This is a genomic window from Actinotalea subterranea (genome assembly GCF_008364845.1).
Classification (GTDB): domain Bacteria; phylum Actinomycetota; class Actinomycetes; order Actinomycetales; family Cellulomonadaceae; genus Actinotalea; species Actinotalea subterranea.
On sequence record NZ_VTTP01000001.1, the window covers coordinates 173,218 to 195,872 of the forward strand.

The window sequence follows — 22,655 nt, forward strand, 5'->3', positions numbered from 1 at the left end:
GGCCGTGCCCAGGCCAAACACACGCGCCGCACGGGATCGAGCGGCCTGCGCCGGAGGCTGCGTGACGCGGGGCCCACTCGATCGTGACCAGCGTCGGCGCATGGACCTCTGACGAGCCAGACGTCGGCCCACTACGCTGGACCGGCCCTGCCCCCGTAGCTCAGTGGATAGAGCATCGGACTTCTAATCCGCAGGTCGCAGGTTCGAATCCTGCCGGGGGCGCCTTGCGTCCCACCACGTCCGCAGGTCGACTGCCAGCTCCGCGGCGCCGAGCGTCACCGTCAGCCCGAAGTGCTCGGTCAGCTCTCGACGCACCCATGCGGCGATGTCGGGCGCCGGACTTCCACGCTCGAGCATGCTCATCAGCGGCCCGACCATGCAGGCGTACTCCCCGGCCGGGCAGTCGTCGCCGGGGTCCGTGTACACGCCGATCGGGTCCCAGCGGTCGAGGAGGATGCTCAGCTCGCGCGTGCGCTCCTGGTCCTCCTCTGCCGTTGCCGCGTCGACCATGCGCCCAGTCTGCCGGGCGCCGGTGTCCGGCGGGTGCTCGGCGCAGACCGGCGGGTCCGGAGCCGGACGGTCGGCTGGGCCCCGGATGGACATGAAGGCGGTAACCCTCCCCCCGGATCACGGTTCGATCACGGTCCTTGCCGAGCCCCCGCGTTCAGTGCTTTATTTAGTCCCGAACAAAGCAACGAACGAAGGAGTCCGATGCGTCAGGCCAGTCGACCCACCAGCTCGCGCGGGGACCTCGTCCCCTCCGCGGTGCTGGGCCTGCTCGGCACACGCGGCCCGACGTCCCGCGCCGACGTCGCCCGCGCCCTCGGCGTCAGCCCCGCCACGATCACCCAGATCACCAAGGACCTCATTGCCCGCGGCCTGGTGACCGAGCTGGAGACCGCCAAGTCCCAGGGCGGACGCCCCGGCCGGCTCCTCGGGCTCGTGCACACCGCGGGCGGGGCCATCGGCGTGAAGGTCACCGCCGACCACCTCGCCATCGTCGACGCCCGGCTCGACGGCAGCGTGACCTCGTCGTCGGTACGGCCCTTCGACCCCGACGCCCCCGACGCCCTCGACCTCCTCGCCCGCGAGATCGGTGCGGCGGTGACCCAGCACGGCGGCCACCTGCTCGGCGTCGGCGTCGGCATCCCCGGTTCGGTCGACTCGCAGGCGTCCGGCGTCGTCTCGGCGCCCACCCTCGGCTGGTCCGAGGCCCGGGTCGGCGACGTGCTGCGCGCGGCCCTCGGCGTTCCCGTGCTCGTCGAGAACGACGTCAACACCCTCGCCGTCGCGGAGGCGCTCTACGGCGCAGGACGCGAACACTCGACGTACGTCGTCGTGACGATCGGCCGCGGCATCGGCTGCGGCATCATCGTCGACGGCTCGGTGTTCCGCGGTGCCTCGGGCGGTGCCGGCGAGATCGGGCACATCCCCGTGGACCCCGACGGGCCGCTGTGCCGCTGCGGCTCACGCGGCTGCCTCGAGGCGCTCGTCGGCGAGGCGGCGCTCGTGCGCCAAGGCCGGGAGGCAGGCGTCCTCGACGACGCCCAGGGCATGCGGGACCTACGCGCGGCGGCCGACGCCGGTGACGACCGTGCTCGGGAGGTCTTCGCCCGGGCGGGCCGGCTCTTCGGCCGGACCCTCGCGGGCCTGGTGCACACCGTCGACCCCGAGATCGTGGTGCTCCTCGGCGAGGGCATCGACGCCTGGCCGCACTGGCGCCGCGCCTTCGAGGAGTCGTTCCGCAGCCACCTCATGCCGAGCCGGCGCACGGTCCCGGTGCTGACCGAGCCGTGGGCGGACGACCGCTGGGCACTCGGCGCCGCGGCGCTGGTCCTCGCGTCTCCGCTGGACGCGGAGGGCGTGAGCGGCGAGCAGGGCGACCTCGTCCGCGCACGCCTGCACGTGGCGGGGGGCGACGCCACATGAGCGCACCCACCGTCGCGGCCGCCACCGCCGCCACCGCACCCCGCCCCCCGGAGCGGGCGCCCGCCGGCCGTCGATCAGGCCGCGGCGTCCCGCGGGCCAAGCGCGTCGGCTGGATCCTGCTGTTCCTGCTGCCCAGCGCCCTGCCGCTGCTCGCCTTCACGATCGGCCCGATGCTCGGCGCGGCGTGGATCAGCCTCCACGAGTGGAACCTGCTCTCCCCCATGCGATGGGTCGGTCTCGCCAACTTCGCCGACCAGCTCGGCGACCCCGCGACCCGCAACGCGTTCGGCAACACGCTCGCCTACATCGTCGGCTACATGCCGCTCGTCTACGTGGGGGGCCTCGCCCTCGCGCTCGCGCTCAACGCCAGGCTCAAGGGCCGGTCGCTGCTGCGCGGCATCTACTTCCTGCCCGTCGTGTCCTCCTGGATCGTCGTCGCACTCGTGTGGCGGTGGCTGCTCAACCCGAGCGTCGGCGTCGTGAACTGGGCCCTCGGGCTGATCGGGATCGACGGGCCCGGCTGGTGGACCGACCCCGCGTGGGCGATGCCGTCGATCATCCTGGCCTCGGCCTGGAAGGACCTCGGGTTCGTCATGGTCATCCTGCTCGCCGGGCTTCAGGCGATCCCGACGGACGTCATCGAGGCCGCACGCGTCGACGGCGCGGGCTGGTGGCGGCGCCTGCGGTCCATCGTGCTCCCGCTGCTCTCCCCCTCGACCTTCTTCGTCGTCGTCATCACGCTCATCAACGGCTTCCAGGTGTTCGACCAGGTGTACGCGATGACCGGCGGCGGGCCCGACGGCTCGACCGAGACGGTCGTCCTCCGGGTCCACGCCCTCGCGTTCCGGTACGGGGAGGCCGGGGGCGCCGCGGCGCTCTCGTGGCTCCTGTTCGCCGTGATCCTCGTCGTCACCGTCATCCAGGTGCGTGGCCAGCGGAGGTGGGTCACCTATGCGTGAACGCCTGCTCACCCCGCGCTCGATCGCGCTGCACGCCGTCGTCGTGCTCGGCGCCCTCGTCATGCTCTTCCCGTTCGTCTGGGCCGTCGTCACGTCGATCAGCCCCGGCAGCGGCCTCTCGGCCACCCCGCAGCTCTTCCCGGACGACCCGTCGATCGCCGCCTACCAGCAGCTCTTCGCCGACCTGCCGTTCGGGCGCGTGGTGCTCAACTCGCTCGGCCTCGCGGTCGCCGCGACGGTCGCTCAGGTCGTGACCAGCGCGATGGCCGCGTACGGGTTCAGCCGCCTGCCCTTCCGGGGCTCCGGGGCAGTCTTCGCGCTCTACCTCGTGACGATGATGATCCCGTTCCAGGTGCTCATCGTCCCCCTGTTCGTCGAGATGAAGGCGCTGGGTCTCATCGACACCTACCTCGGCGCACTGCTCCCGTCGGTCGCCTCGGGCTTCGGGGTCTTCCTGCTGCGCCAGGCCGTGAACCAGGTGCCGCGTGAGCTCGACGAGGCCGCGACCATCGACGGCGCCGGGCACCTGCGCATCTTCACGCAGGTGGTCCTGCCGAACATCCGTCCCGCGGTCGCGACGCTCGTCGTCTTCGGCTTCATGTCGAGCTGGAACGCGTTCCTCTGGCCGCTGATCATCCTGCGCTCCCCCGAGCTCCACACCCTTCCCGTGGCGCTCCAGACCCTGCAGGGCCAGTACACGACCCAGTGGGACGTCGTCATGGCCGGGTCGGTCGTCTCGATCCTGCCGATGCTCGCGCTCTACGTCTTCGCCCAGAAGTACGTCGTCCAGGGCGTCGCGTCCTCGGGCCTGAAGTAGCCGGACGACGCCGCGCCGTCCGTTCCTCGCTCCCCACTGCCCTTACGGCACCCGCTCCCCCACACCGATCGAAGGAGATCACCGCAATGAACAGCAGGTCACCCATCATGGTGCTCGCCGCCTCCGCGGCCGTGCTCGCTCTCGCGTCCTGCTCGTCGGGCGGGACGGGAGACGACGCCGGTGGGTCCCAGGACGTCACGCTCACGTACACGAACTTCATCTCCAACAACGGCAACGAGGAGAATCTCGACGCGATCGTCGCCGCGTTCGAGGACGAGAACCCCGGCGTCACGGTCGACGTGACGACGATGGCCTACGCGGACTACTTCACCGCGCTCCAGACCGACCTCGCGGCCGGGACCGTCTCGGACGTGTTCGACATCGAGTACGGGCAGTACGGCGCCTACCAGGCGAACGGCGTCCTGGCCGAGGTCACGCTCGACGACCCCGCGGCGTTCGACCCGACCCTCCTCGAGACGTACCAGACCGGCGGCACGCAGTACGCGATCCCCACGTCGTTCTCGAACGTCGTGCTCTTCTACAACACGACCCTGTTCGACGCCGCCGGCGTCGAGTACCCGACCGCCGACTGGACGTGGGCGCAGGAGAAGACGGCCGCCGAGGCCCTCACCGACCAGGCCGCCGGCGTCTTCGGCGACTACCAGCCCATCAGCTACTACGAGTTCTACAAGGCGCTCGAGCAGAACGGTGAGTCGTTCCTGGGCGACGACGGCAAGGCCGCGTTCGACACGCCCGGGGGCATCGAGGCCATCGAGTGGCTCGCCGGGAAGTCCGGCACCGTGATGCCGACGCCCGAGCAGGGAGCGGGTACCCCGGACTTCGACTCCGGCCTCTTCGCCGACGGCAAGCTCGCGATGTTCCACAGCGGCATCTGGATGTTCGGCACCTTCGCCGACATGACCGACGAGTGGGACATCGTCGTCGAGCCCGGCAACACGCAGCAGGCGTCGGCGATGTTCTCCAACGCCGTCGCCGTCTCGGCGACCTCGGAGCACCCGGCGGAGGCGACGGCGTTCGCCGAGTTCCTCGCGGGCTCGGACGTCACTGCGCAGCTGCGGCTCGAGTCCGGGTGGGAGCTGCCCCCGACGTCGGACGAGACGGTCGTCGCGGACTACCTCGCGCTCGGCGCCCCGGCGAACCGGCAGGCCGTCTTCGACTCGCTCGAGAACGTCGCCCTCACTCCTGACCTGGGCGAGCGCGCGGCCGAGGTCCAGGACGTCGTCGACGCGCTGCTCACCGAGGTGGCTGCGGGGCGCGTGAGCGCCGCCGACGCCGCCGCCCAGATGGCCGAGCAGGTCGACGCGATCCTCGGCTGACCGCTCGTCGGCAGGGTGCCCGCCCGTCGGCGGACGGGCACCCTGCCGGCCGCACCGGACCGACCCGCGCCACGCCCTCCCAGGAGCCCCGCACCATGCCGCACACCACCGCCGAGACCCCCGTGACCGCACGTCTCGTGGCCCTCGCCCGACGCAGCCACGAGGTCATCGCCACGCACCAGGCGCCGTCGGGCGCCTACCCGGCCTCCCCCACCTTCTCCGCGTACCGCGGCTACGCCTGGTACCGGGACGGCGCGTTCACCGCCGAGGGGATGTCCCGCTACGGCGACGTGACGTCGGCCGGCGCGTTCCACGACTGGGCTGCGAGCATCCTGATGGCGCGTGCGGATGCCGTGCGTGGCCTCGTCGACCGGCAGAGCCGCGGCGACGAGCCCGGCAACGAGGAGATGCTGCCCACGCGCTTCACGCTCGACGGCGCGGACGGCAACGACCCGTGGTGGGACTTCCAGACGGACGGCTACGGCACCTGGCTGTGGTCCGTGGTGACCCACGCCGAACGGCACGGCCTCGACCTCGCGCGCTGGGCCGGAGGCCTCGCCGTCGCGACGGACTACCTCGTCGCCTTCTGGGACCGTCCCTGCTACGACTGGTGGGAGGAGCACGTCGCCCACCGCCACGGCTCGACGTTCGGCGCCAACTTCGCCGGGCTGACGGCGATCGCCCGGTCCGGCGCGCTCGACGAGGGGAGGGCCGAGGCGGCCGCAGCCGCGGCCGCGGCGATCCGAGCCACGATGCTCGCCGAGTGCGTGGCCGGCGGCGACGAGCCACCGACGGCCTCGCTCCCGCACCTGACCAAGTGGGCGGGCTCGAGCGCGGTCGACGGCTCACTGGCCGCCTGCGTCGTCCCGTACGGCATCACCGCGCCGGGGTCACCGCTCGCGACCGGGACCCTCGACGCCATCCGCACCGACCTCGCGACCCCGGGCGTCCACCGCTTCGCGGCCGACGTGTTCTACGGCGGTGGCCAGTGGCTGCTGCTGACGTGCCTGCTCGGCTGGAACGAGGCTGCGACGGGGGACGTCGCCTCCGCCCGTGCACGACTCGAATGGGTGGCCGCGCACGCGACGCCCGAGGGCGACCTCCCCGAGCAGGTGCCCGACCACCTGCTGCACCCGGCCTCCCGGGCCGAGTGGATCGAGCGTTGGGGACCCGTCGCCACGCCGCTGCTGTGGTCGCACGGCATGTACCTGATCCTCGCCGACGAACTCGGCCTGCTTCCCCCCGTGGAGAACCGATGACCCTGCGCCACCGCCCCGCCGGCATCGAGCACCCGTACGCGGCCTCGCCCGACCAACGGACCCCTGTGCTGCCCCTCGTCGGAGAGCCGATCCACCTCGGCGTCGAGGCCCACGAGGTCCGCGACGTGTGCCTGACCTGGGAGGTCACCGGCGCCGACGGCATACCGCGTGCGACCACCCTGCCCGCCCACGCCCTCGCGACCGACACCGCCGACGCCGCAGCCCTCGCGGGCGGGGAGGGGCATCTCGCGGAAGCTCAGGCAGCGCAGCTCGCCAGCTCCGGTGCCTACGGGGTCGACGTCCCTGGCCTCGCCGACGACGAGCGAGCCCGGTACCGCTTCACCGGGACCGCCACCGACGGGACACCCGTCGAGACGCCCTGGTTCGAGGTCGCCCCGGCTTCCTGGCGCCCGGAGGGCGGGTCGCTCACCGTCGACGGCATCCCCGTCGACGGGCACCCGCGCGTCGTGCCGGGCTCGGTGACCTGGCTCGCGAGCGCCGACGGGCTGCACCGCGTACGGTTCTCGCTCCGCATCGCACCGGATGCGCACGTGGTGGGCTTCGGCGAACGCTACGACGCCGTGGACCAGCGTGGCCGGGTCCTCGACGCCGTGGTGTTCGAGCAGTACAAGTCGCAGGGCAGGTTCGGGCGCACCTACCTCCCCATGCCGTTCGCGCACGTCCTGCCCGGGCCCTCGGGGGGCGAGCCGTGGGGGTTCCACGTGCGGACGTCCCGTCGCTCCTGGTACGACGTCGGCGCGACCGACCAGAGTGAGCTGCGGGTCGAGGTCGCCCTCGGCGGGACGCACGACGAGGCGCTCGACGTGGGCCTGTACACGGGCGCCCCGCACGAGGTCCTCGATGCCTTCCTCACCGAGGTGGGCCGCCCCGAGGAGCTGCCGGCGTGGGTCCTGCGGCTGTGGGCGTCTGGCAACGAGTGGAACACCCAGGCCCTGGTCACCGAGCGCATGGCGACGCACGCCGAGCTGGGCATCCCCGTGGGCGCCGTCGTCATCGAGGCGTGGAGCGACGAGGAAGGGATCATGATCTGGCGGGACGCGGCCTACGAGCCGCGCCCCGACGGGTCGCCGTTCCGCGCGGACGACTTCACGTGGGGCGACGCGTGGCCCGACCCGAAGGCGATGGTCGACGCGCTCCACGCCCGCGGCATCAAGGTGATCCTCTGGCAGATCCCCCTGCTCAAGACACGCCACGACCTGCCGCCGCAGACGCCCGACGACGCCCAGGTGCTCCTCGAGGGCACCGCCATGGTCGAGGGCGGGCACTGCGTGACCGAGGCCGACGGGACGCCGTACCGCAACCGCGGCTGGTGGTTCCCGCAGTCGCTCATGCCCGACCTCTCCGTGCAGCGCACCCGCGACTGGTGGACGGCGAAGCGCCGGTACCTCGTCGAAGACCTCGGCGTCGACGGCTTCAAGACCGACGGCGGCGAGCACGCCTGGGGGGCCGACCTGCGCTACGCCGACGGCCGGCGCGGCGACGAGGGCAACAACCTCTACCCGGTGCACTACGCACGGGCGTTCGGCGACCTGCTGCGCTCGGCCGGCAAGGCGCCTGTGACGTTCTCGCGGTCCGGGTTCACCGGCTCCCAGGCGCACGGCCTGTTCTGGGCGGGCGACGAGGACTCCACGTGGGAGGCGTTCCGCTGGACCCTCAACGCGGGCATCACCGCGGCGTCCTGCGGCATCGTCTACTGGGGCTGGGACCTGGGTGGGTTCTCCGGCCCGGTACCCGACCCCGAGCTGTACGTGCGATCCGCCGCCGCGGCCACGTTCATGCCCGTCATGCAGTACCACTCGGAGTTCAACCACCACCGGCCGCCGCTGCGCGACCGCACACCGTGGAACGTCGCCGACCTGACGGGTGACACGGCAGTGGTGGGTGAGTTCAAGCGCCTCGCACACCTGCGCGAACGCCTCGTGCCCTACCTCGCCGAGCAGGCCGCCGGCACCATCGCCTCGTCACGCCCCCTCATGCGCGGCCTCTTCTTCGACTGGCCCGACGACGCCGCGGTGTGGGACTGGCCCGCCGAGTACCTGCTGGGCGACGACCTCCTGGTGCACCCCGTCACCGAGCCCGGCGCGACGACGTGGCGCACCTATCTCCCGGCCGGCACATGGACCGACCTGTGGTCGGGCGAGGTGCACGACGGCGGCCGCGTGGTCGAGCGCGACGTGCCACGCGACGTCGTTCCCGTGTACGTCCGGACGAGCGACGACGGCGCGACGGCGTCGGCCCTCCGGGCGGACCTGGGCCTCTAGGCGCGACTCACGTCCGCGCGGGCTCGTCGTCGTCGCCCACCTGGGCGGCGGTGACCCGCGCCGCCCGGACGGCCCGTCGTCGGTCGACCACGACGACCCCACCCAGGACCGCGAGCGCGAGCGTGACCGACGCGGCGACGTCGGTCACGAAGTGGTAGCCGAGGTAGAGGCGGCTGAGCGCGACGACCACGATCCCGAGCACGACGGCGAGGACCCACAGGACGAGCGACCGGACACTCGGGCGCCGGATCCACGCGAGGTAGCCGATGACGAGCAGGAGCGTCGCGGTGGCGATGGTGTGACCCGAGGGGAACGAGTACGTGGACTCGACGCCCGCGACGGCCTGGCTGTCCACGGGCGGCCGGGGCCGCGCGACCAGGTTCTTGATGGTCAGCGAGACCACTGTCGAGGCGATCATCGAGCCCGCGAGCAGCGATGCCTGCCACCACTGGCGTCCCCACAGCCCCCATGCGAGCGCCGCGGCCAGCGCGACGACGGGGAGCACCAGCGGGCCGCTCACCGTCGTGATCGCGGTCAGGACCGTGGTCAGCACGGGGCTACGGGCACCCGCGAGCCCCTCCAGCACGGGCCGGTCGAGCTCGGCGAGGTCGTCGTTCTCCTGCACCGCGTCGAGCACGCCCACGAAGCCCGCGGCACCGAGGACGACGAGCGCCAGGCCGACGCCGATCGCGACCTGCGGTCCACGGTCACGCACCTGCTCACCCAGCCACGCACGGCGCGACCACGCGCGTCGGGCCTCGTCGCGAGCACGATCGATCGAGCCCACGGGTGCGCCGTCGGGTGCGGGTGGCTCGTGACGTGGCATCAACCGAGGATCTCAGGCGCCGGCCCGGGGCGCGCGCCGACGCGTCGGGCGTGACGACCGTGGTGTCCGAAAATGTCGTGCACGGGGAGCCACCCGCCTGGGACCGTGGTCCTACCGCGGTGAAGGACCTGGCCCGTCCTGCCAACCAGTCCCTTCACGTCCCTGGAGCACCACCATGCATCCCTTGACCGTCTACGAGTCGTCCGTGCGCGAACGCGCGCACCAGCTCAAGGAGCGCACCCTCGAGCACGAGGTCCAGCTCCGTCGGCGCGAGCGCGGGGCACGCGTCCCGACCTCGCGCGGCAACCGTCCGACGTCGGCAACGGCCGTCCACCGGGCGACCGCGCGGGACACAGGCGTTCCCCGGACCGCCGGGGCGGGCGCCGGTGAGCACCGGTCCGCCCCGGCGGGTGCCGGTGATCACCGGGCCGCCGACGCCGCACTGCACGACCGTCACCCCGTGGCCGCCTGACGCCAGGCAGCCACGGGGTGACCCCGTCTGCGGGCCGCACGCCGCGATCGCGCACCGGCGCCGCCGGGTTCTGCGACCATGGCGCCATGTCCGGCCCCTCCCCCGCCGCAGGCCCCGCCTGGTGAGCCGGCACGGCCCGGACGACGCACTCCCGCGCGACGCACCCGCCGCGGACGTCCCGGCGCACCCCTGGCGCGACCGTGTGGTCCTCGCGGCCATCGGCGGCCTCGCGACCGGGGCCGTCACCTCGTGGGCCGGCAACCCGTGGTGGCTCGCGGCCGTCGCCGCAGCCGGAGCGGCCGTCGTCGTGCTGGTCGCGGCCTGGGTCGCGGGCACCGCACCGGCCCCTCCGCGCCGCGACGGGTGACTGCCGCCGCGTCACCCACGACCCTGACTGCTGGTGCCGCCGCGGGCGCGGCACCCCGGCCCCTCGTCCCGGGCGACGTGCACGCGAGCCCGTACAGTGACCGCGTGAGCCCTGCGAGCAGCCCGAACGACCGCATCGTCTGGATCGACTGCGAGATGACCGGTCTCGACCTCGACCGCGACGTCCTCGTGGAGGTGGCCGCAGTGGTCACCGACTCCGAGCTCAACGTGCTCGGCGACGGCGCCGACGTGGTCATCACACCACCCGTCGAGGCGCTCGAGCAGATGGACCCCTTCGTCCGGAACATGCACACCACCTCCGGCCTGCTCGAGGCGCTCCCGGGCGGCGTGAGCGTCGAGGAGGCGCAGGCCCAGGTGCTGGACTACCTGCGCACCTGGGTGCCCGACGCCGGCAAGGCGCCGCTGGCGGGCAACTCGGTCGGCACCGACAAGGCGTTCCTCGAGCGGCACATGCCCGAGCTCGTGGGCCACCTGCACTACCGCGTCATCGACGTGTCCTCCGTCAAGGAGCTCGCCCGACGCTGGTACCCCCGCATCTACTTCTCCTCCCCGGAGAAGAACGGCGGCCACCGCGCGCTCGCGGACATCCTGGAGAGCATCGACGAGCTGCGCTACTACCGCGCCGCGATGCTCGTGCCGCAGCCCGGCCCGGACTCGACGACCGCGAAGCGCATCGCCGCGGAGGTCCTCGCGAGCTCCGTCAAGCAGGGCCGCAACGCGCCGTGAGCTGAGGACAGGCGCCGCGGGGCGGGACGCCCATCAGTGCGACGAGCTGAGACACGAAGAGCCGCGGGCGCGATGCCCGCGGCTCTTCGTGTCGGCCGCCTCGGCGACCTCGTGGGGTGGCTAACGGGACTTGAACCCGCGACCCCCTGGACCACAACCAGGTGCTCTACCAACTGAGCTATAGCCACCACGGCCGGTTCGGCACGCACCTCGCGGCACGGCCAAGGACCGGCGGAAAGTCTACCCGGTCTCCCGGGGTGCTCGGGTCAGCGCGCCCGCGCCACGATCGCGTCGGCGAAGCGGTCCAGCGCGCCGTCGCCGAGGCTCGTGAAGAGGGACGGCTCGACGAGCTCGAGCTCCATGAGGACAGGCTCCTCCTCGTCACCGCTCACCACGTCCACGCGGGCGTACAGGAAGGGCTCGGGAGGGACCTCCACGCCGTCGGCCGAGGCGGTCAGCAGCCGGCGCGCTACGCGGATGACCTCCCGGGCCACCTCGACCTCCGTCTCGGAGGCCGTGATGCGCTCCATGCGCTCCTCCTTGTAGACGCCGTCGACGCCGACGTCCGGCCCGTCGAGCATCGCGCCCTTGAGAACGCTGTGCGAGTACTCGCCCGCGATGAAGACGTGGGCGCGCTCACCGACGGTGTCGACGCTGCGCAGGTAGCGCTGCACCATGACCGTGCGCTCCGCCTCGAGCAGGCGCCGCGCGTGGCGGATGGCCAGACCCCGTGACCCGGCGTCGATCGCCGTGTAGCGCCCCGTGTCGACCGAGCCCGCGGACACGGCAGGCTTGATGACGAAGTCGCCGTGCGCCGGGAACCGCGTGTGCAGGGCCCGCGAGGAGAGGTGCCGCTCGGGCTCGAGCCAGATCGTCGGGACCACGGGGACGCCCGCACGCTCGAGCTCGTCGAGGTAGTGCTTGTCCGTGTTCCACCGGACCACCGGGTAGGGGTTCGCCAGGGTCGAGACCGCCTCGACGCGCGACGCCCACTCGAGGAACTCGCCACGACGCTGCGCGTAGTCCCACGTCGAGCGGATGACCACGAGGTCGAACGCGCTCCAGTCGACGGCGGGGTCGTCCCAGACGACCGTCTGCGCCTCGACGCCGCGCTGCAGGAGGGCTCCCAGGAGCGGGGCGTCGTCGGGGTCCAGGTCGGGCAGGGCCGTGCAGGTGGCCAGCGCGATTCGAGTCACGGCACCACCCTAGACGGCGAGCCCCTTCCCGACCTGGGCCGGGCGTCCAGCGGCGGGGTCGACGCCCACCGCGGCGGATCACGGTCGGGGATCCCAGGGCGCATCATGGCGGGTCCGCCGGACCCGTGCCGACTCACCCGTCCAGGTGACGGGCACGTCCGGGTGCCGCCTCCCGCGATGCCGACCCGCCCGCGGTGCGGTTTGATCAGCCGGGAGGGGGCAGTCGTCCCGCACGGAGAGGTAGGCATCGTGGAGGAAGCGAAGACGGGGGCGGGCGAGTCGGGCATGTCCCTCGAGGCCGAGGCCGACCGCTCGGTGGTACGTGCCTGGGGCGAGATCGACCTGACCGTGCGACGCGACGCGACGCAGCTGTGCGCCGAGGTCGTGGAGCGTGGCCTCCCCCTCGTCATCGACACCCGCGACGTGACGTTCATCGACTCGACCGGCATGTCGATCCTCGTCCGCCTCGCACGCGACGCCGAGAGCAACGGCTACCCGGTCGAGCTGCACAACCCGCCGTGGATGCTCCGCGAGCTGCTCACCATCACGGGCGTCGACCGCATCCTGCCGATCGCCGACGGCGAGAGCTCGGCCGGGCCCGCGTCGGCCGCCGGCGACGGGCAGGGCTGAGAACCGCAGGGGGCCGGGAGCGAGCCAGGTGCCCGGGTACGACGAAGGCCCCCGACCGGTGTCTCCACTGGTCAGGGGCCTTCACTGTGCGCCATCAGGGACTCGAACCCCGAACCCGCTGATTAAGAGTCAGCTGCTCTGCCAATTGAGCTAATGGCGCGCGGTGCACGAGATTAGCACCGGGACGACGCCGAAGCGAAACCGGATCCGACCCGCCTACGCACGCGACGCGGTGGGCGTGACGCACGTCACGCCCGGGCCGCCGAGGAGCCCTCGGTGCCGCGCCGACTCGACCCCTCGGCAACGCGAGGGCCTGTCGGTCAGCCCGCCGTCTGCGGCTCGGACCGCTCGTGGTGGCCCTCGTCGCCGCCGTCCCACCAGGCGACGTCGGGCAGGCCCTCGTCCTCGAGGATCGCGGGCGAGGCAGGTCCGTCGGGGCTCACGAGGTCGGCGAGGAGGGCCAGCGGGACGCCCTCGGCGAGCAGGTGCATGACCTCGGCGCTCGCCTCCTCCTCGACGTGCTCGGCCGCTTCCGTCACGGCAGCGTCGGGCTCGAGGTCGACGAGAGCGTCGTCGTCCTGCCAGGGAGTGGTCTCCGGGGCCATCACGTGCACCTCTTCCTCGCACTGCTCGAAGGTCTCACTGCACCACCATCGGACCTGGCGCGCAACGGCTGGCGCGCCGCGCGGCCCCCGTGCCGGACCCGCGCCCGCGTCGTCGGACGCCTCAACGGTCGAACGCTCAGAGGTAGAGCCCGGTTCCCTCACCGCTGGCCTCGGGCTCCGCGACGCCGTGGATGTCCCGCTCACGCAGCAGCAGGTACTCGACGCCCCCGATCTCCACCTCGGCGCGGTCCTCCGGGTCGAAGAGGACCCTGTCGCCGAGGTCCACCTGGCGCACGTGCTGCCCGACGGCGACGACCGCGCCCCAGGCGAGCCGCTTGCCCATCGTCGCGGTCGCGGGGATGAGGATGCCCGAGGAGGACATGCGCTCCGCGGACTCCGAGTCGACCCTGACCAGGACCCGGTCGTTGAGCATGCGGACGGCGGGACGCGGCTCCGGGGCGGCGGGGACGGGGGCTGTCGGGCTCACGCGCCGACCGTACTCGACACCCGGCGGGTCGCGGGTCCGCGGTCGCTAGGCTGGGAGGCCCCCTGCCGAAGGAGAACCATGCCGCGCCTCGACGTCGGAGACCTCGCCCCCGACTTCACGCTGCCGACGCACGACGGCGGCTCCCTCACGCTCTCCGCGATGCGCGGCGACCACGTGGTGCTCTTCTTCTTCCCCGCGGCGATGACGCCGGGGTGCACCACGGAGGCCTGCGACTTCAACAGCTCGCTGGACGCCCTGCAGGGTGCCGGCTACCGGGTCGTCGGCATCTCGCCCGACCCGGTCCCGAAGCTCGCCGAGTTCGTCGAGTCCGCGGGCCTGACCTACCCGCTCGCCTCGGACCTCGACCGGGCCGTCCTGACCGAGTACGGGGCCTACGGCGAGAAGAAGCTGTACGGCAAGACGGTCACGGGCGTGATCCGCTCGACGATCGTGGTCGCGCCCGACGGGACCGTCGAGCTCGCGCGCTACAACATCAAGGCGACGGGCCACGTGGCGAAGCTGCGCCGCGACCTCGGGCTGGACTGAGGCACGACGGCCCGACGACCACCGGTCGTCGGGCCACCGTCCCGCGCGGGCTCAGGCGTGGCCGCGTCCCTCAGGACGCCGCCGCCATGGAAGCCTCGCCGGGCGCGTCACCGAGGACGGCGTCACCGAGGATGGCGTGATCGAGCACGGCCTCGGAGGCCTCGCGGGTCAGCGTGAGGGCGAGCGCGAGCTCCGTGATGAGTGGGTGACGTGCGAGCTTGAGAAGGTCCTTCTCCCCGGCTGAGATCCCGTGGTCGCGCTGACGACGGGCCAGGTCACGCACGACGCCGGCGATGACGAGCAGCTCGCCGGACCGGAGACGCTCCGTGTTCTCCTTCATCCGGCGTGACCACATCTCCTGCTGAGGGCCCGTGGCCGATCGCAGCACGTCGAGCAGCGCCGCGACCGCCCGGCCGTCGCTGACCGGGCGCAGCCCGACCTCGTCGGCTGCGTCGACGGGGACGTCGATGGCGAGCTCGCTGCCGTGCACCCGGAGGGTCACGTAGCTGCGTGCGCGGTCCCGGAACCTGCGGTCCGAGACGCACACGACCGTCGTGGGGCCGTGGTGGGGGTGGACGACTGTCTGACCTTCGGAGAACTCCATGTGCGGCCTCTGCTCTGGGCGCGGCACCGCGTTCGGCAGCCCCCGGGCGTGCCCGGCAGGCCGTCGTCCCGGCGCGCGACCCCGACCTGGGACGGTCGGTGGCCGGCGCGGGAGCGCGGAGGCGGCATGCCCATACGGATGGGTGCTGTCCGCCGCGAACCGGCCCGACCAGTGTCCCACCCCTGGGGCCGACGGCTCGCCTGTGCGGTTCCTCACAGGCGGTCGTCGGCCCCGGAGCCTCTACTCTCGTCCCTGAGCGCGAGTGGCGAAATCAGGCAGACGCGCCAGGTTTAGGTCCTGGTGCCTTCGGGCGTGCGGGTTCGATTCCCGCCTCGCGCACCCCGACGTCGGCACCTCGACGCGGGATGCCCGACAGGGCGTGCCCGGCAGCGCGGCCGTCATGCCACCGCGGCGTCAGTGCTGGTGACCGTGACCCGCGTGGTCGTGCTCGTGGTCGTGGTCGTGCGCCTCCGGCTCGCCCTCGCGCTGAGCCGCGATCTGCGCGCGGACCGCGTCCATGTCCAGGCCCTTGACTGCCTGCACGACCTGCTCGAGCGACTGCTTGGGCAGCGCGCCCGGCTGCGCGAACACGAGGACGCCCTCGCGGAACGCCATGAGCGTCGGGATGGACGTGATGTTCGCCGCCGCCGCGAGGCCCTGCTCGGCCTCGGTGTCGACCTTCGCGTGGACGACGTCGGGGTGCTCCACCGACGACTCCTCGAACACGGGCGCGAACTGGCGGCACGGACCGCACCAGGCGGCCCAGAAGTCCACGAGCACGATGTCGTTCGTCGTGACGGCCTTCTCGAAGTCCTGCTCGGTCAGCTCGATCGTCGGCATCCTGGTTCCTCTCGTTCGGGGTCAGCGCGGGCGGCGCGGCGCACCTGCACCCTCCGCGACCCGCACGGTCCGGCCACCGGACCGGCCCTGGGGCCATGCGTGCGTCAACGCCTCGGCGGGCCGGGTATTCCCTCCCCCCGCTCACCCTTAGGCTCGCGTGCATGACCGACACCGCCGACTACCCCCGGGAGCCGAAGCCCGACGGCTGGCTCACCGAGCGCGAGCTCGCCGCCGCGCGGGGGCACCTGCCCATGCTGTACGTCGACGCCGTCCCGGTGCGCGTCGACGAGAGCGGGGACGTCATCGCCGTCGGGCTCCTCCTGCGGGTCAACGGCGCGGGCGAGATGACGCGCGCGCTCGTCTCCGGTCGGGTCATGTTCCACGAGCGCATCCGTGACGCGCTCCTGCGGCACATCGAGAAGGACCTCGGGCCTGTCGCGCTCCCCCAGATCCCTGCGGCCCCGCAGCCGTTCACCGTCGCCGAGTACTTCCCGACGCCCGGTGTCACGCCGTACCACGACGCGCGGCAGCACGCCGTGTCCATGGCCTACGTGGTGCCCGTCTCGGGCGACTGCCAGCCGCAGCAGGACGCCCTCGACCTCGCGTGGCTCACGCCGGAGGAGGCCTGCGGGAGCCAGGTGCAGGTCGAGATGACCGGCGGGCACGGCTACCTCCTGCGCCAGGCGATGGCGTACGTCGGCCGCCTGCCCTGACCCGGACGGTCCGCGAAGTCCGCACCGCGCCGGCCGGGACCGGTCCGCTCAGCCCGGGGATGCTCAGCCGAGGGCGGGTCAGCCCAGGGCGAGCTCCGGCCAGTGCGCGAGGTCGTGGCGCAGCGCGCGGTCGTGCGTCGCGACCACGACCGCCGCGCTCGTCGTCACGAGCGCCTCGGTGAGCTCGTCCACCAGCGCCACCGAGAGGTGGTTGGTCGGCTCGTCGAGCAGGAGCACGTGCGGCGCGGCCAGCAGCGCCTTCGCGAGCTCGAAACGACGGCGCTGACCCACCGACAGCTCACGCAGGGGCCGGTCGAGGTCGTCCTCGGTCAGCAGACCGAGCGCCGCGACGGGCACGAGGCGCGCCGGGTCGAGGCGCCCGGCGTCGAGCAGCGCGAGCGCGTGCGCGGCGTAGGCCTCGAACCCCGTGCGCTCGTCACCGGGTGCGGGCGCCGGCTCCTCCCGCGCGTCGTCGTCCTGGCCCAGGAGGCCGAAGCGGACGCCCGGGGCGGCGTGCCGGACGCCGCGGACCGAGGGCAGGGAACCCGCCAGGACGGCGAGCAGCGTCGACTTCCCGGCCCCGTTGGGCCCCGTCACGAGCAGCCGCCCGCAGGCCGGCAGGTCCACGCGCACACCCGGCAGGTCGAGGCGCCCGGGGACGTGGACCCCGCGGACCTCGAGGAGCGGGTGCCGGCCGTCCACGCCCTCGGGGAGCGCCGGCAGGTCCGGGAACGCGAGCGTCAGCGGCGGCACGGGTACCTCGACGGCCTGCGCCTCGAGGCGCTCGACAAGGCGATCCGCGGCCTTCACGTGGATGCGCGCGCGCGTCGCGCGGCGGTGGCGCTGGCTGCCCTTCGGGGGGCGCCACTCGTCGGAGAGGCCCTCGTAGGCCTCGTCGAGCCGCTCGGCGAGGGCCAGGGCCCGCTTGCGCTCCGCGGCGTAGCGCGCACGCCAGCGACGAAGCGCCGCGGCGCGCTGGAACCGGTACGTCGCGTAGCTCGACTCGCCGTACAGGGTCGGACGGCCGTCGACCGACGGGTCGAGGTCGAGGATCGCCGTCATCACGTCGTCGAGCAGCCGGCGGTCGTGCGTGACGATCACGACGACACCGGGCCAGGCCCGCAGCTCCTGCGTGAGGTGCTCGATCCCCGCGGAGTCGAGGTGGTTCGTCGGCTCGTCGAGCAGCAGAACGTCGGCACGCTGGGCGACCCGGCACGCGAGGCGCACCCGGTAGCGCTCGCCGACGGACAGCGTCGCGAGCTCCCGGTCGAGGTCGCGGGGCGCGCCGAAGCGCGTCAGCGCCTCGTCGGCCCGACGGTCCGCGTCCCACACGCCGAGGCGTTCTGCCCGCCCGAGGACCTCGGCGAGCCGACGCGACGCGGCTGCGACCTCGGCGCCCGGGGCGTCCCCGGCGAGCGCGTCGACGGCGTGCGTGGCCGCCGCGAGCTCGGCCGCGAGGGCGCGGGCCCCCGCGAGCGCCTCGTCGACCACGTCACGGACCGTCACGCCGGCGGGGGCCACGAGCTCCTGCGCGACCGCGACGACGTCGCCCCGCACACGCACCTGCCCCGAGCGGACGGGGATCTCCCCTGCGAGTGCCCGCAGCAGCGTCGTCTTGCCCGTGCCGTTCTCACCGACGAGGCCGATCCGGTCCCCCGGCCCCGCGGAGAAGGTCACGCCCGAGAGGACCTCGCGACCGGGGTACCCCACGGCGACGTCACGCACGGCGAGGTGGGCACCGCCCGACGCCGACGGTCCGTCCGGGCCAGCGCGACCGGGGTCGAGCGGCGTGCTGCTCAGCGGAGCCTCGCCGCGACGACGGGCGCGAGCAGACGGAAGGCCTTGCCCCGGTGGGAGATCGCGTTCTTCTCCTGCGGCGTGAGCTCGGCCGACGTCAGCAGCCGGCCCGCGGCATGCGCGGGCTGCTCGTCCGGGACGAGGATCGGGTCGTAGCCGAACCCGCCCTCGCCGCGCGGCGCACGCGTGAGGGTGCCGCGCATGACGCCCGTCTCGACGTGCTCGTAGCCGTCAGGCGTGACCAGGGCTGCGGCGCACGTGAACCCGGCACCCCGGTGCGCGTCAGGCACGTCCGCGACCTGCTCGAGCAGGAGCGCGAGGTTCGCGGCGTCGTCACCGTGCCGCCCGGCCCACCGTGCCGAGAACACCCCGGGGGCGCCGCCGAGCACGTCGACGCACAGCCCGGAGTCGTCCGCGATGGCCGGCAGCCCGGTGAAGGCCGCCAGCGCCCGCGCCTTGATCAACGCGTTCTCCTCGAACGTCACGCCGTCCTCGTGAGGTACGGGCGCGGCGACGTCGGCCGAGCCCACGACGTCCTCGGGGCGCAAGCCGGTGACGACGGGCGCGAGGATCGCCCGCAGCTCGGCGACCTTGTGCGGGTTGTGGGTGGCGAGGACGAGGCGGGCCACGGACGTCACCCCTGCGGCGTCCCGAGCGCGGCCGCCTGGATCCGGGCGAGCTCGGCGGTGCCACCGAGCGCCAGGTCGAGCAGCGTGTCGAGCTCGCGGCGGTCGAACGCCGCCTGCTCGGCCGTGCCCTGGACCTCGACGAACAGGCCCTTGCCCGTGACGACCACGTTCATGTCCGTCTCCGCGCGCACGTCCTCGACGTAGGGCAGGTCCAGCATCGGCACGCCGTCGATGATGCCGACGCTCACGGCCGCGACCGTGTCCGTCAGCACGGGCCTGGTCCCGGTGATCTTGCCCTCGCGCTGGCCCCAGGCGACCGCGTCCGCGAGCGCGACGTACGCGCCCGTGATCGCCGCCGTGCGGGTCCCGCCGTCGGCCTGGAGCACGTCGCAGTCGAGCACGATCGTGTTCTCCCCGAGGGCCTTCACGTCGATGACCGCGCGCAGCGACCGGCCGATGAGCCGCGAGATCTCGTGCGTGCGGCCACCGATGCGGCCCTTGACGGACTCGCGGTCGGAGCGCGTGCTCGTCGAACGCGGGAGCATCGCGTACTCCGCGGTGACCCAGCCGGCACCCGAGCCCTTCTTCCAGCGCGGGACACCCTCGGTGAAGGACGCGGCGCACAGCACGCGCGTGCGGCCGAACTCGACGAGGACGCTGCCCTCGGCCGCGTCGAGCCAGTTGCGGGTGATGGTCACGGGGCGCAGCTCGTCCGGCCGACGGCCGTCGGCGCGCAGCGCGGCCGCAGAGATCTCAGAGGTCATGCCCCGAACCCTAGGCGAAACCAGCGACGTGGCCCGACCTCGTCGCGGCGCGCACGGAGGGCGACAGGTCCTGGCGCGGCCCGCCGTGGTGTCGTCAGAGAGCGACGACGAGCCCCGGCCGTGCCGTGTCGATCGGCCCCGCGAACACCTCGCGCGCCTCGGCGAGCGCGACGTCCGGGGCGTTCCACGCCGGCACGTGCGTGAGGAGCAGCCGGGCCGCACCCGCACGCTCCGCGGCCTCGCCGGCACGCCGTCCCGTGAGGTGGATGTCGCGGACCGCGTCGTCGCGACCCTCCACGAACGCCGCCTCGCACAGCAGCAGGTCTGCGCCCCGCGCCAGCTCGTCGAGGCCCGCGCACGTGTCCGTGTCCCCGCTGTACGCCAGGGTGACGGTCCGGCCGGGGTCCAGCTCGGCCGGCCCCTCGACGCGCACCCCGTAGGCCGGGACGGGGTGGTTGACGGAGATCGGGGTCAACGTCAGCGGGCCCACACGGACCGCGCGCCCCGCCTGCCAGGTGTGCACCGCGAGCTGGTCCGTCAGCTCCTCGCCGGGCTCGAGGCCGTAAGCCTCGCCGAGACGCGACGCGGTGCCGAAGGGGCCGTGCACGGGCAGCGGTGCCCGACGACGGGGAACGCCGTCGACGACCGGCCGGTACCGCAGGTACACGTACAGCCCGCTCACGTCGGCCATGTGGTCGGGGTGCAGGTGGGAGAGGGCGACGGCGTCCAGAGCAGCCGGGTCGCACACGCGCTGGAGCGGACCCAGCGCCCCGCTGCCCAGGTCGAGGAGCACGTTCCAGGTGCGGCCCGCCGCGTCGTCGGCCTGCACGAGGTAGCACGACGCCGCCGAGTCCGGGCCCGGGAAGGACCCCGCGCAGCCGACGACCGTGAGCCTCATCGCGCGGTCACCTCAGGCTCGCCGCGGTCTCGACCGAGAGCACCTCGGGGCCCAGGAACCGGCGCGCGAGGGTCGCGAACGCGTCCGCGTCGCCCGTCGCGAGGAACCGGTGGGTGGGTGCACCGAGGCTCGCGTCCCGCTCGAGGCCGTGAGCCACGAGCATCCGGTACACGTCCTTCGCCGTCTCCTCGGCGCTCGAGACGAGGGTCACGCCGTCGCCCATCACGTAGGAGATGACACCCGTGAGGAGGGGGTAGTGCGTGCACCCGAGGACGAGCGTGTCGACGTCGGCCGCGATGATCGGCGCCAGGGACTCGCGCGCGACCTCGAGGACCTCGGGCCCCGAGGTGCGACCGGCCTCCACGAGCTCGACGAACCGCGGGCACGCCTGCGACGTGAGGCGCAGGTCCGCCGCGACCGCGAACGCGTCGTCGTAGGCCTTGGAGTCGATCGTGGCCCGGGTGCCGATCACTCCCACGCGGCCCGTGCGGGTCGCCGCCGCCGCTCGCCGCGCGGCCGGGAGGATCACCTCCACCACGGGCAGGCCTCGCCGCTGCGTGTACCGCTCGCGGGCGTCCCGCAGCACCGCCGCCGACGCGCTGTTGCACGCGATCACGAGCATCTTGACGCCCGCGTCGACAAGGTCGTCCATGACCTCGAGCGCGTGGGCGCGGACCGCCGCGAGGGGCTTGGGCCCGTACGGGCCGTTCGCGGTGTCACCGATGTACAGGACGGACTCGTGCGGCAGCTGGTCGAGGACGGCGCGGGCCACGGTCAACCCGCCGACTCCCGAGTCGAAGATGCCGATGGGGGCGTCGTTCACGCGCCCGAGCCTAACGGCGCCCGCCCACGCCCAGCCCGCCGTCCGACCGGCGCAGGGTGCGACGTGCCTCACAGCACCCGTCAGGCCGGGGCAGTCCCTGGCCGGCCGGGCGCCGCGCCCGGCAGCTCCTCGAGCATGAGCCCGACGAGGGACTCCTGCAGCAGCGTCAGGACGGCGTAGACCGCCGCGAGGAAGTGCCGCATCGACGCGACCGAGTCCGCCGGTGACGGCGGCTCCTCCTCGGCGGCGAGCCGGTACACGGCCTCGGCGTCGTCGTCGTCGCGCACGCCGAGCCGCTCCGAGAGGACCAGACGCAGGTCCGTCAAGGCCGCCGCGACCCGGCCCGCCTCGCTCGGCACGACGAGCACCTCGGGTCGGCCGGCGTCGACCGCCGCACGCAGGGCACGCAGGCCCGCCGCCTTGGTCGCGCGCAGGTCGTCCTCGGTGAGGCGACGGAACTCGGCCGCGACGTCGGCGTCCGGCGACGCGTCGGGCAGGAGCCGGCGCACGGCCGGGTCTTGGGGCACCTCGAGGGGCGGGCCCGGGATCGTCAGCGCCGACCACCGCTCGGCGTCCGTCGCGTCCGGCGACGTCAGCGGGTCGCCGAGCAGACGCAGCACCTCGTCGATCACGTCGAGGAGGACGGCCCGCCCGGCGCCGTCGAGACGCGCGACGTACCCCGGACCGTCACCGGCCCGGCTGAACGACCACACCGGCTCGTCGCTCACTCGCCCGCGACCTGCACGGTCGCCCACAACCCGAAGCCGTGCATCGCCTGCACATCGATCTCCATCTGCTCGAGGTTGCCGCGGGAGACCGTGGCACGCCCGTCCTCGTGCACCTGCCGCATCAGCGTCTCCGCACGGTCCTGCGGGTAGCCGAAGTAGCTGCGGAACACGTAGGTGACGTAGCTCATGAGGTTGACGGGGTCGTTCCACACGATCGTGACCCAGCCGGGCGCCGTCGCCCCCTCCTCCTGCGCGTCCACCGTGGTGCGCGGCGTCTGGACGGGCACGGCCGACACGTCGGGCGCGGGCACGACGACGGTCGACGGAGGCACCCCACCACTCTAGGAGGGCACGCACGAGCACCGGTACGCCGATCCGCGGACCCCGCACCCTGCCCGCGT

General features: G+C 73.4%; 25 protein-coding genes and 4 tRNA genes. 14 read left to right on the top strand and 15 right to left on the bottom strand.

The window, feature by feature from the left end; all coding sequences use genetic code 11:
• The first annotated feature begins 149 nt into the window (after positions 1 to 149).
• The 7 genes from FZ988_RS00755 to FZ988_RS00785 all read left to right on the top strand — a co-directional run bounded on the left by FZ988_RS00755 (position 150) and on the right by FZ988_RS00785 (position 8,583).
• Positions 150 to 222, top strand: a tRNA-Arg gene (locus FZ988_RS00755).
• Between the two features lie 489 nt (positions 223 to 711).
• Positions 712 to 1,929, top strand: coding sequence for an ROK family transcriptional regulator (locus tag FZ988_RS00760; protein ID WP_149202101.1), 1,218 nt, complete (start codon positions 712 to 714; stop codon positions 1,927 to 1,929).
• Positions 1,926 to 2,888, top strand: coding sequence for a carbohydrate ABC transporter permease (locus FZ988_RS00765; protein ID WP_149202102.1), 963 nt, complete (start codon positions 1,926 to 1,928; stop codon positions 2,886 to 2,888). The genes FZ988_RS00760 and FZ988_RS00765 overlap by 4 nt, the downstream gene beginning before the upstream one ends.
• Positions 2,881 to 3,705 (top strand): carbohydrate ABC transporter permease, encoded by an 825-nt coding sequence (locus tag FZ988_RS00770; RefSeq protein WP_149202103.1) that lies wholly within the window; start codon positions 2,881 to 2,883, stop codon positions 3,703 to 3,705. The genes FZ988_RS00765 and FZ988_RS00770 overlap by 8 nt, the downstream gene beginning before the upstream one ends.
• Positions 3,706 to 3,791: 86 nt before the next feature.
• Positions 3,792 to 5,042 (top strand): ABC transporter substrate-binding protein, encoded by a 1,251-nt coding sequence (locus FZ988_RS00775; protein WP_149202104.1) that lies wholly within the window; start codon positions 3,792 to 3,794, stop codon positions 5,040 to 5,042.
• 95 nt (positions 5,043 to 5,137) lie between these two features.
• Positions 5,138 to 6,301: a glycoside hydrolase family 15 protein gene (locus FZ988_RS00780; RefSeq protein WP_149202105.1), complete on the top strand. Its 1,164-nt coding sequence runs from the start codon at positions 5,138 to 5,140 to the stop codon at positions 6,299 to 6,301.
• Positions 6,298 to 8,583 (top strand): glycoside hydrolase family 31 protein, encoded by a 2,286-nt coding sequence (locus FZ988_RS00785; protein ID WP_149202106.1) that lies wholly within the window; start codon positions 6,298 to 6,300, stop codon positions 8,581 to 8,583. Before FZ988_RS00780 ends, FZ988_RS00785 begins: the two co-directional genes overlap by 4 nt.
• 7 nt (positions 8,584 to 8,590) lie before the next feature.
• On the opposite strand, the gene FZ988_RS00790 is transcribed toward FZ988_RS00785, so the two are convergent.
• Complete coding sequence (locus FZ988_RS00790) at positions 8,591 to 9,409, bottom strand: phosphatase PAP2 family protein (protein WP_149202107.1); 819 nt, start codon at positions 9,407 to 9,409, stop codon at positions 8,591 to 8,593.
• 175 nt (positions 9,410 to 9,584) lie between these two features.
• Here FZ988_RS00790 and FZ988_RS00795 point away from each other — a divergent pair, with 175 nt between their 5' ends.
• The 3 genes from FZ988_RS00795 (at position 9,585) to orn (ending at position 10,994) form a co-directional block, all read left to right on the top strand.
• Entirely contained in the window at positions 9,585 to 9,881 is a 297-nt protein-coding gene (locus FZ988_RS00795; RefSeq protein WP_188078918.1) for a hypothetical protein, read from the top strand.
• A 121-nt stretch (positions 9,882 to 10,002) separates the two neighbouring features.
• Complete coding sequence (locus FZ988_RS00800; protein ID WP_149202109.1) at positions 10,003 to 10,248, top strand: hypothetical protein; 246 nt, start codon at positions 10,003 to 10,005, stop codon at positions 10,246 to 10,248.
• Between the two features lie 104 nt (positions 10,249 to 10,352).
• Positions 10,353 to 10,994 (top strand): oligoribonuclease, encoded by a 642-nt coding sequence (orn, locus tag FZ988_RS00805; protein WP_149202110.1) that lies wholly within the window; start codon positions 10,353 to 10,355, stop codon positions 10,992 to 10,994.
• A gap of 112 nt (positions 10,995 to 11,106) precedes the next feature.
• On the opposite strand, the gene FZ988_RS00810 is transcribed toward orn, so the two are convergent.
• Together FZ988_RS00810 and FZ988_RS00815 are read right to left on the bottom strand one after the other, a co-directional pair.
• Positions 11,107 to 11,182 (bottom strand) — tRNA-His (locus tag FZ988_RS00810).
• 78 nt (positions 11,183 to 11,260) lie between these two features.
• On the bottom strand, positions 11,261 to 12,190 hold the full coding sequence (locus FZ988_RS00815; RefSeq protein WP_149202111.1) for an ATP-grasp domain-containing protein: 930 nt from the start codon (positions 12,188 to 12,190) through the stop codon (positions 11,261 to 11,263).
• Positions 12,191 to 12,439: 249 nt separating this feature from the next.
• On the opposite strand from FZ988_RS00815, the gene FZ988_RS00820 reads away from it, so the two are divergent.
• Complete coding sequence (locus FZ988_RS00820; protein ID WP_188078919.1) at positions 12,440 to 12,820, top strand: STAS domain-containing protein; 381 nt, start codon at positions 12,440 to 12,442, stop codon at positions 12,818 to 12,820.
• An 87-nt stretch (positions 12,821 to 12,907) separates the two neighbouring features.
• Here the strand turns inward: FZ988_RS00820 and FZ988_RS00825 are convergent.
• The 3 genes from FZ988_RS00825 to FZ988_RS00835 all read right to left on the bottom strand — a co-directional run bounded on the left by FZ988_RS00825 (position 12,908) and on the right by FZ988_RS00835 (position 13,858).
• Positions 12,908 to 12,980 (bottom strand) — tRNA-Lys (locus FZ988_RS00825).
• A gap of 160 nt (positions 12,981 to 13,140) precedes the next feature.
• Positions 13,141 to 13,425: a hypothetical protein gene (locus FZ988_RS00830; protein WP_149202113.1), complete on the bottom strand. Its 285-nt coding sequence runs from the start codon at positions 13,423 to 13,425 to the stop codon at positions 13,141 to 13,143.
• A 136-nt stretch (positions 13,426 to 13,561) separates the two neighbouring features.
• Positions 13,562 to 13,858 carry a GroES family chaperonin gene (locus FZ988_RS00835; protein ID WP_149202509.1) on the bottom strand — a complete coding sequence of 99 codons (297 nt, stop codon included), beginning with the start codon at positions 13,856 to 13,858 and terminating at the stop codon, positions 13,562 to 13,564.
• A gap of 132 nt (positions 13,859 to 13,990) precedes the next feature.
• Between FZ988_RS00835 and FZ988_RS00840 the strand changes: the two genes are divergently transcribed.
• Positions 13,991 to 14,458: a peroxiredoxin gene (locus tag FZ988_RS00840; protein WP_149202114.1), complete on the top strand. Its 468-nt coding sequence runs from the start codon at positions 13,991 to 13,993 to the stop codon at positions 14,456 to 14,458.
• Between the two features lie 70 nt (positions 14,459 to 14,528).
• Here FZ988_RS00840 and FZ988_RS00845 read toward each other — a convergent pair whose 3' ends face one another.
• Positions 14,529 to 15,062, bottom strand: a complete 534-nt coding sequence (locus tag FZ988_RS00845) for a CarD family transcriptional regulator (protein ID WP_149202115.1) — start codon at positions 15,060 to 15,062, stop codon at positions 14,529 to 14,531.
• 256 nt (positions 15,063 to 15,318) lie between these two features.
• Here FZ988_RS00845 and FZ988_RS00850 point away from each other — a divergent pair.
• Positions 15,319 to 15,401, top strand: a tRNA-Leu gene (locus FZ988_RS00850).
• 75 nt (positions 15,402 to 15,476) lie between these two features.
• On the opposite strand, the gene trxA is transcribed toward FZ988_RS00850, so the two are convergent.
• Positions 15,477 to 15,902: a thioredoxin gene (gene trxA / locus FZ988_RS00855; RefSeq protein WP_149202116.1), complete on the bottom strand. Its 426-nt coding sequence runs from the start codon at positions 15,900 to 15,902 to the stop codon at positions 15,477 to 15,479.
• Positions 15,903 to 16,063: 161 nt separating this feature from the next.
• On the opposite strand from trxA, the gene FZ988_RS00860 reads away from it, so the two are divergent.
• Positions 16,064 to 16,615, top strand: a complete 552-nt coding sequence (locus FZ988_RS00860; protein ID WP_149202117.1) for an NUDIX hydrolase family protein — start codon at positions 16,064 to 16,066, stop codon at positions 16,613 to 16,615.
• A 78-nt stretch (positions 16,616 to 16,693) separates the two neighbouring features.
• Here FZ988_RS00860 and FZ988_RS00865 read toward each other — a convergent pair whose 3' ends face one another.
• From FZ988_RS00865 to clpS, 7 genes are all read right to left on the bottom strand, one after another.
• Complete coding sequence (locus FZ988_RS00865) at positions 16,694 to 18,340, bottom strand: ABC-F family ATP-binding cassette domain-containing protein (RefSeq protein ID WP_149202118.1); 1,647 nt, start codon at positions 18,338 to 18,340, stop codon at positions 16,694 to 16,696.
• Positions 18,341 to 18,411: 71 nt separating this feature from the next.
• Complete coding sequence (rdgB, locus tag FZ988_RS00870) at positions 18,412 to 19,050, bottom strand: RdgB/HAM1 family non-canonical purine NTP pyrophosphatase (protein ID WP_149202119.1); 639 nt, start codon at positions 19,048 to 19,050, stop codon at positions 18,412 to 18,414.
• Entirely contained in the window at positions 19,047 to 19,805 is a 759-nt protein-coding gene (rph, locus tag FZ988_RS00875) for a ribonuclease PH (RefSeq protein ID WP_149202120.1), read from the bottom strand. The genes rdgB and rph overlap by 4 nt, the downstream gene beginning before the upstream one ends.
• Before the next feature lie 94 nt (positions 19,806 to 19,899).
• Complete coding sequence (locus tag FZ988_RS00880; RefSeq protein WP_149202121.1) at positions 19,900 to 20,703, bottom strand: MBL fold metallo-hydrolase; 804 nt, start codon at positions 20,701 to 20,703, stop codon at positions 19,900 to 19,902.
• 7 nt (positions 20,704 to 20,710) lie between these two features.
• Positions 20,711 to 21,526, bottom strand: a complete 816-nt coding sequence (gene murI / locus FZ988_RS00885; protein ID WP_149202122.1) for a glutamate racemase — start codon at positions 21,524 to 21,526, stop codon at positions 20,711 to 20,713.
• Between the two features lie 80 nt (positions 21,527 to 21,606).
• Positions 21,607 to 22,254, bottom strand: coding sequence for a DUF2017 family protein (locus FZ988_RS00890; protein ID WP_246169063.1), 648 nt, complete (start codon positions 22,252 to 22,254; stop codon positions 21,607 to 21,609).
• Positions 22,251 to 22,586: an ATP-dependent Clp protease adapter ClpS gene (clpS, locus tag FZ988_RS00895; RefSeq protein ID WP_149202123.1), complete on the bottom strand. Its 336-nt coding sequence runs from the start codon at positions 22,584 to 22,586 to the stop codon at positions 22,251 to 22,253. Before clpS ends, FZ988_RS00890 begins: the two co-directional genes overlap by 4 nt.
• Between the last annotated feature and the right edge of the window lie 69 nt (positions 22,587 to 22,655).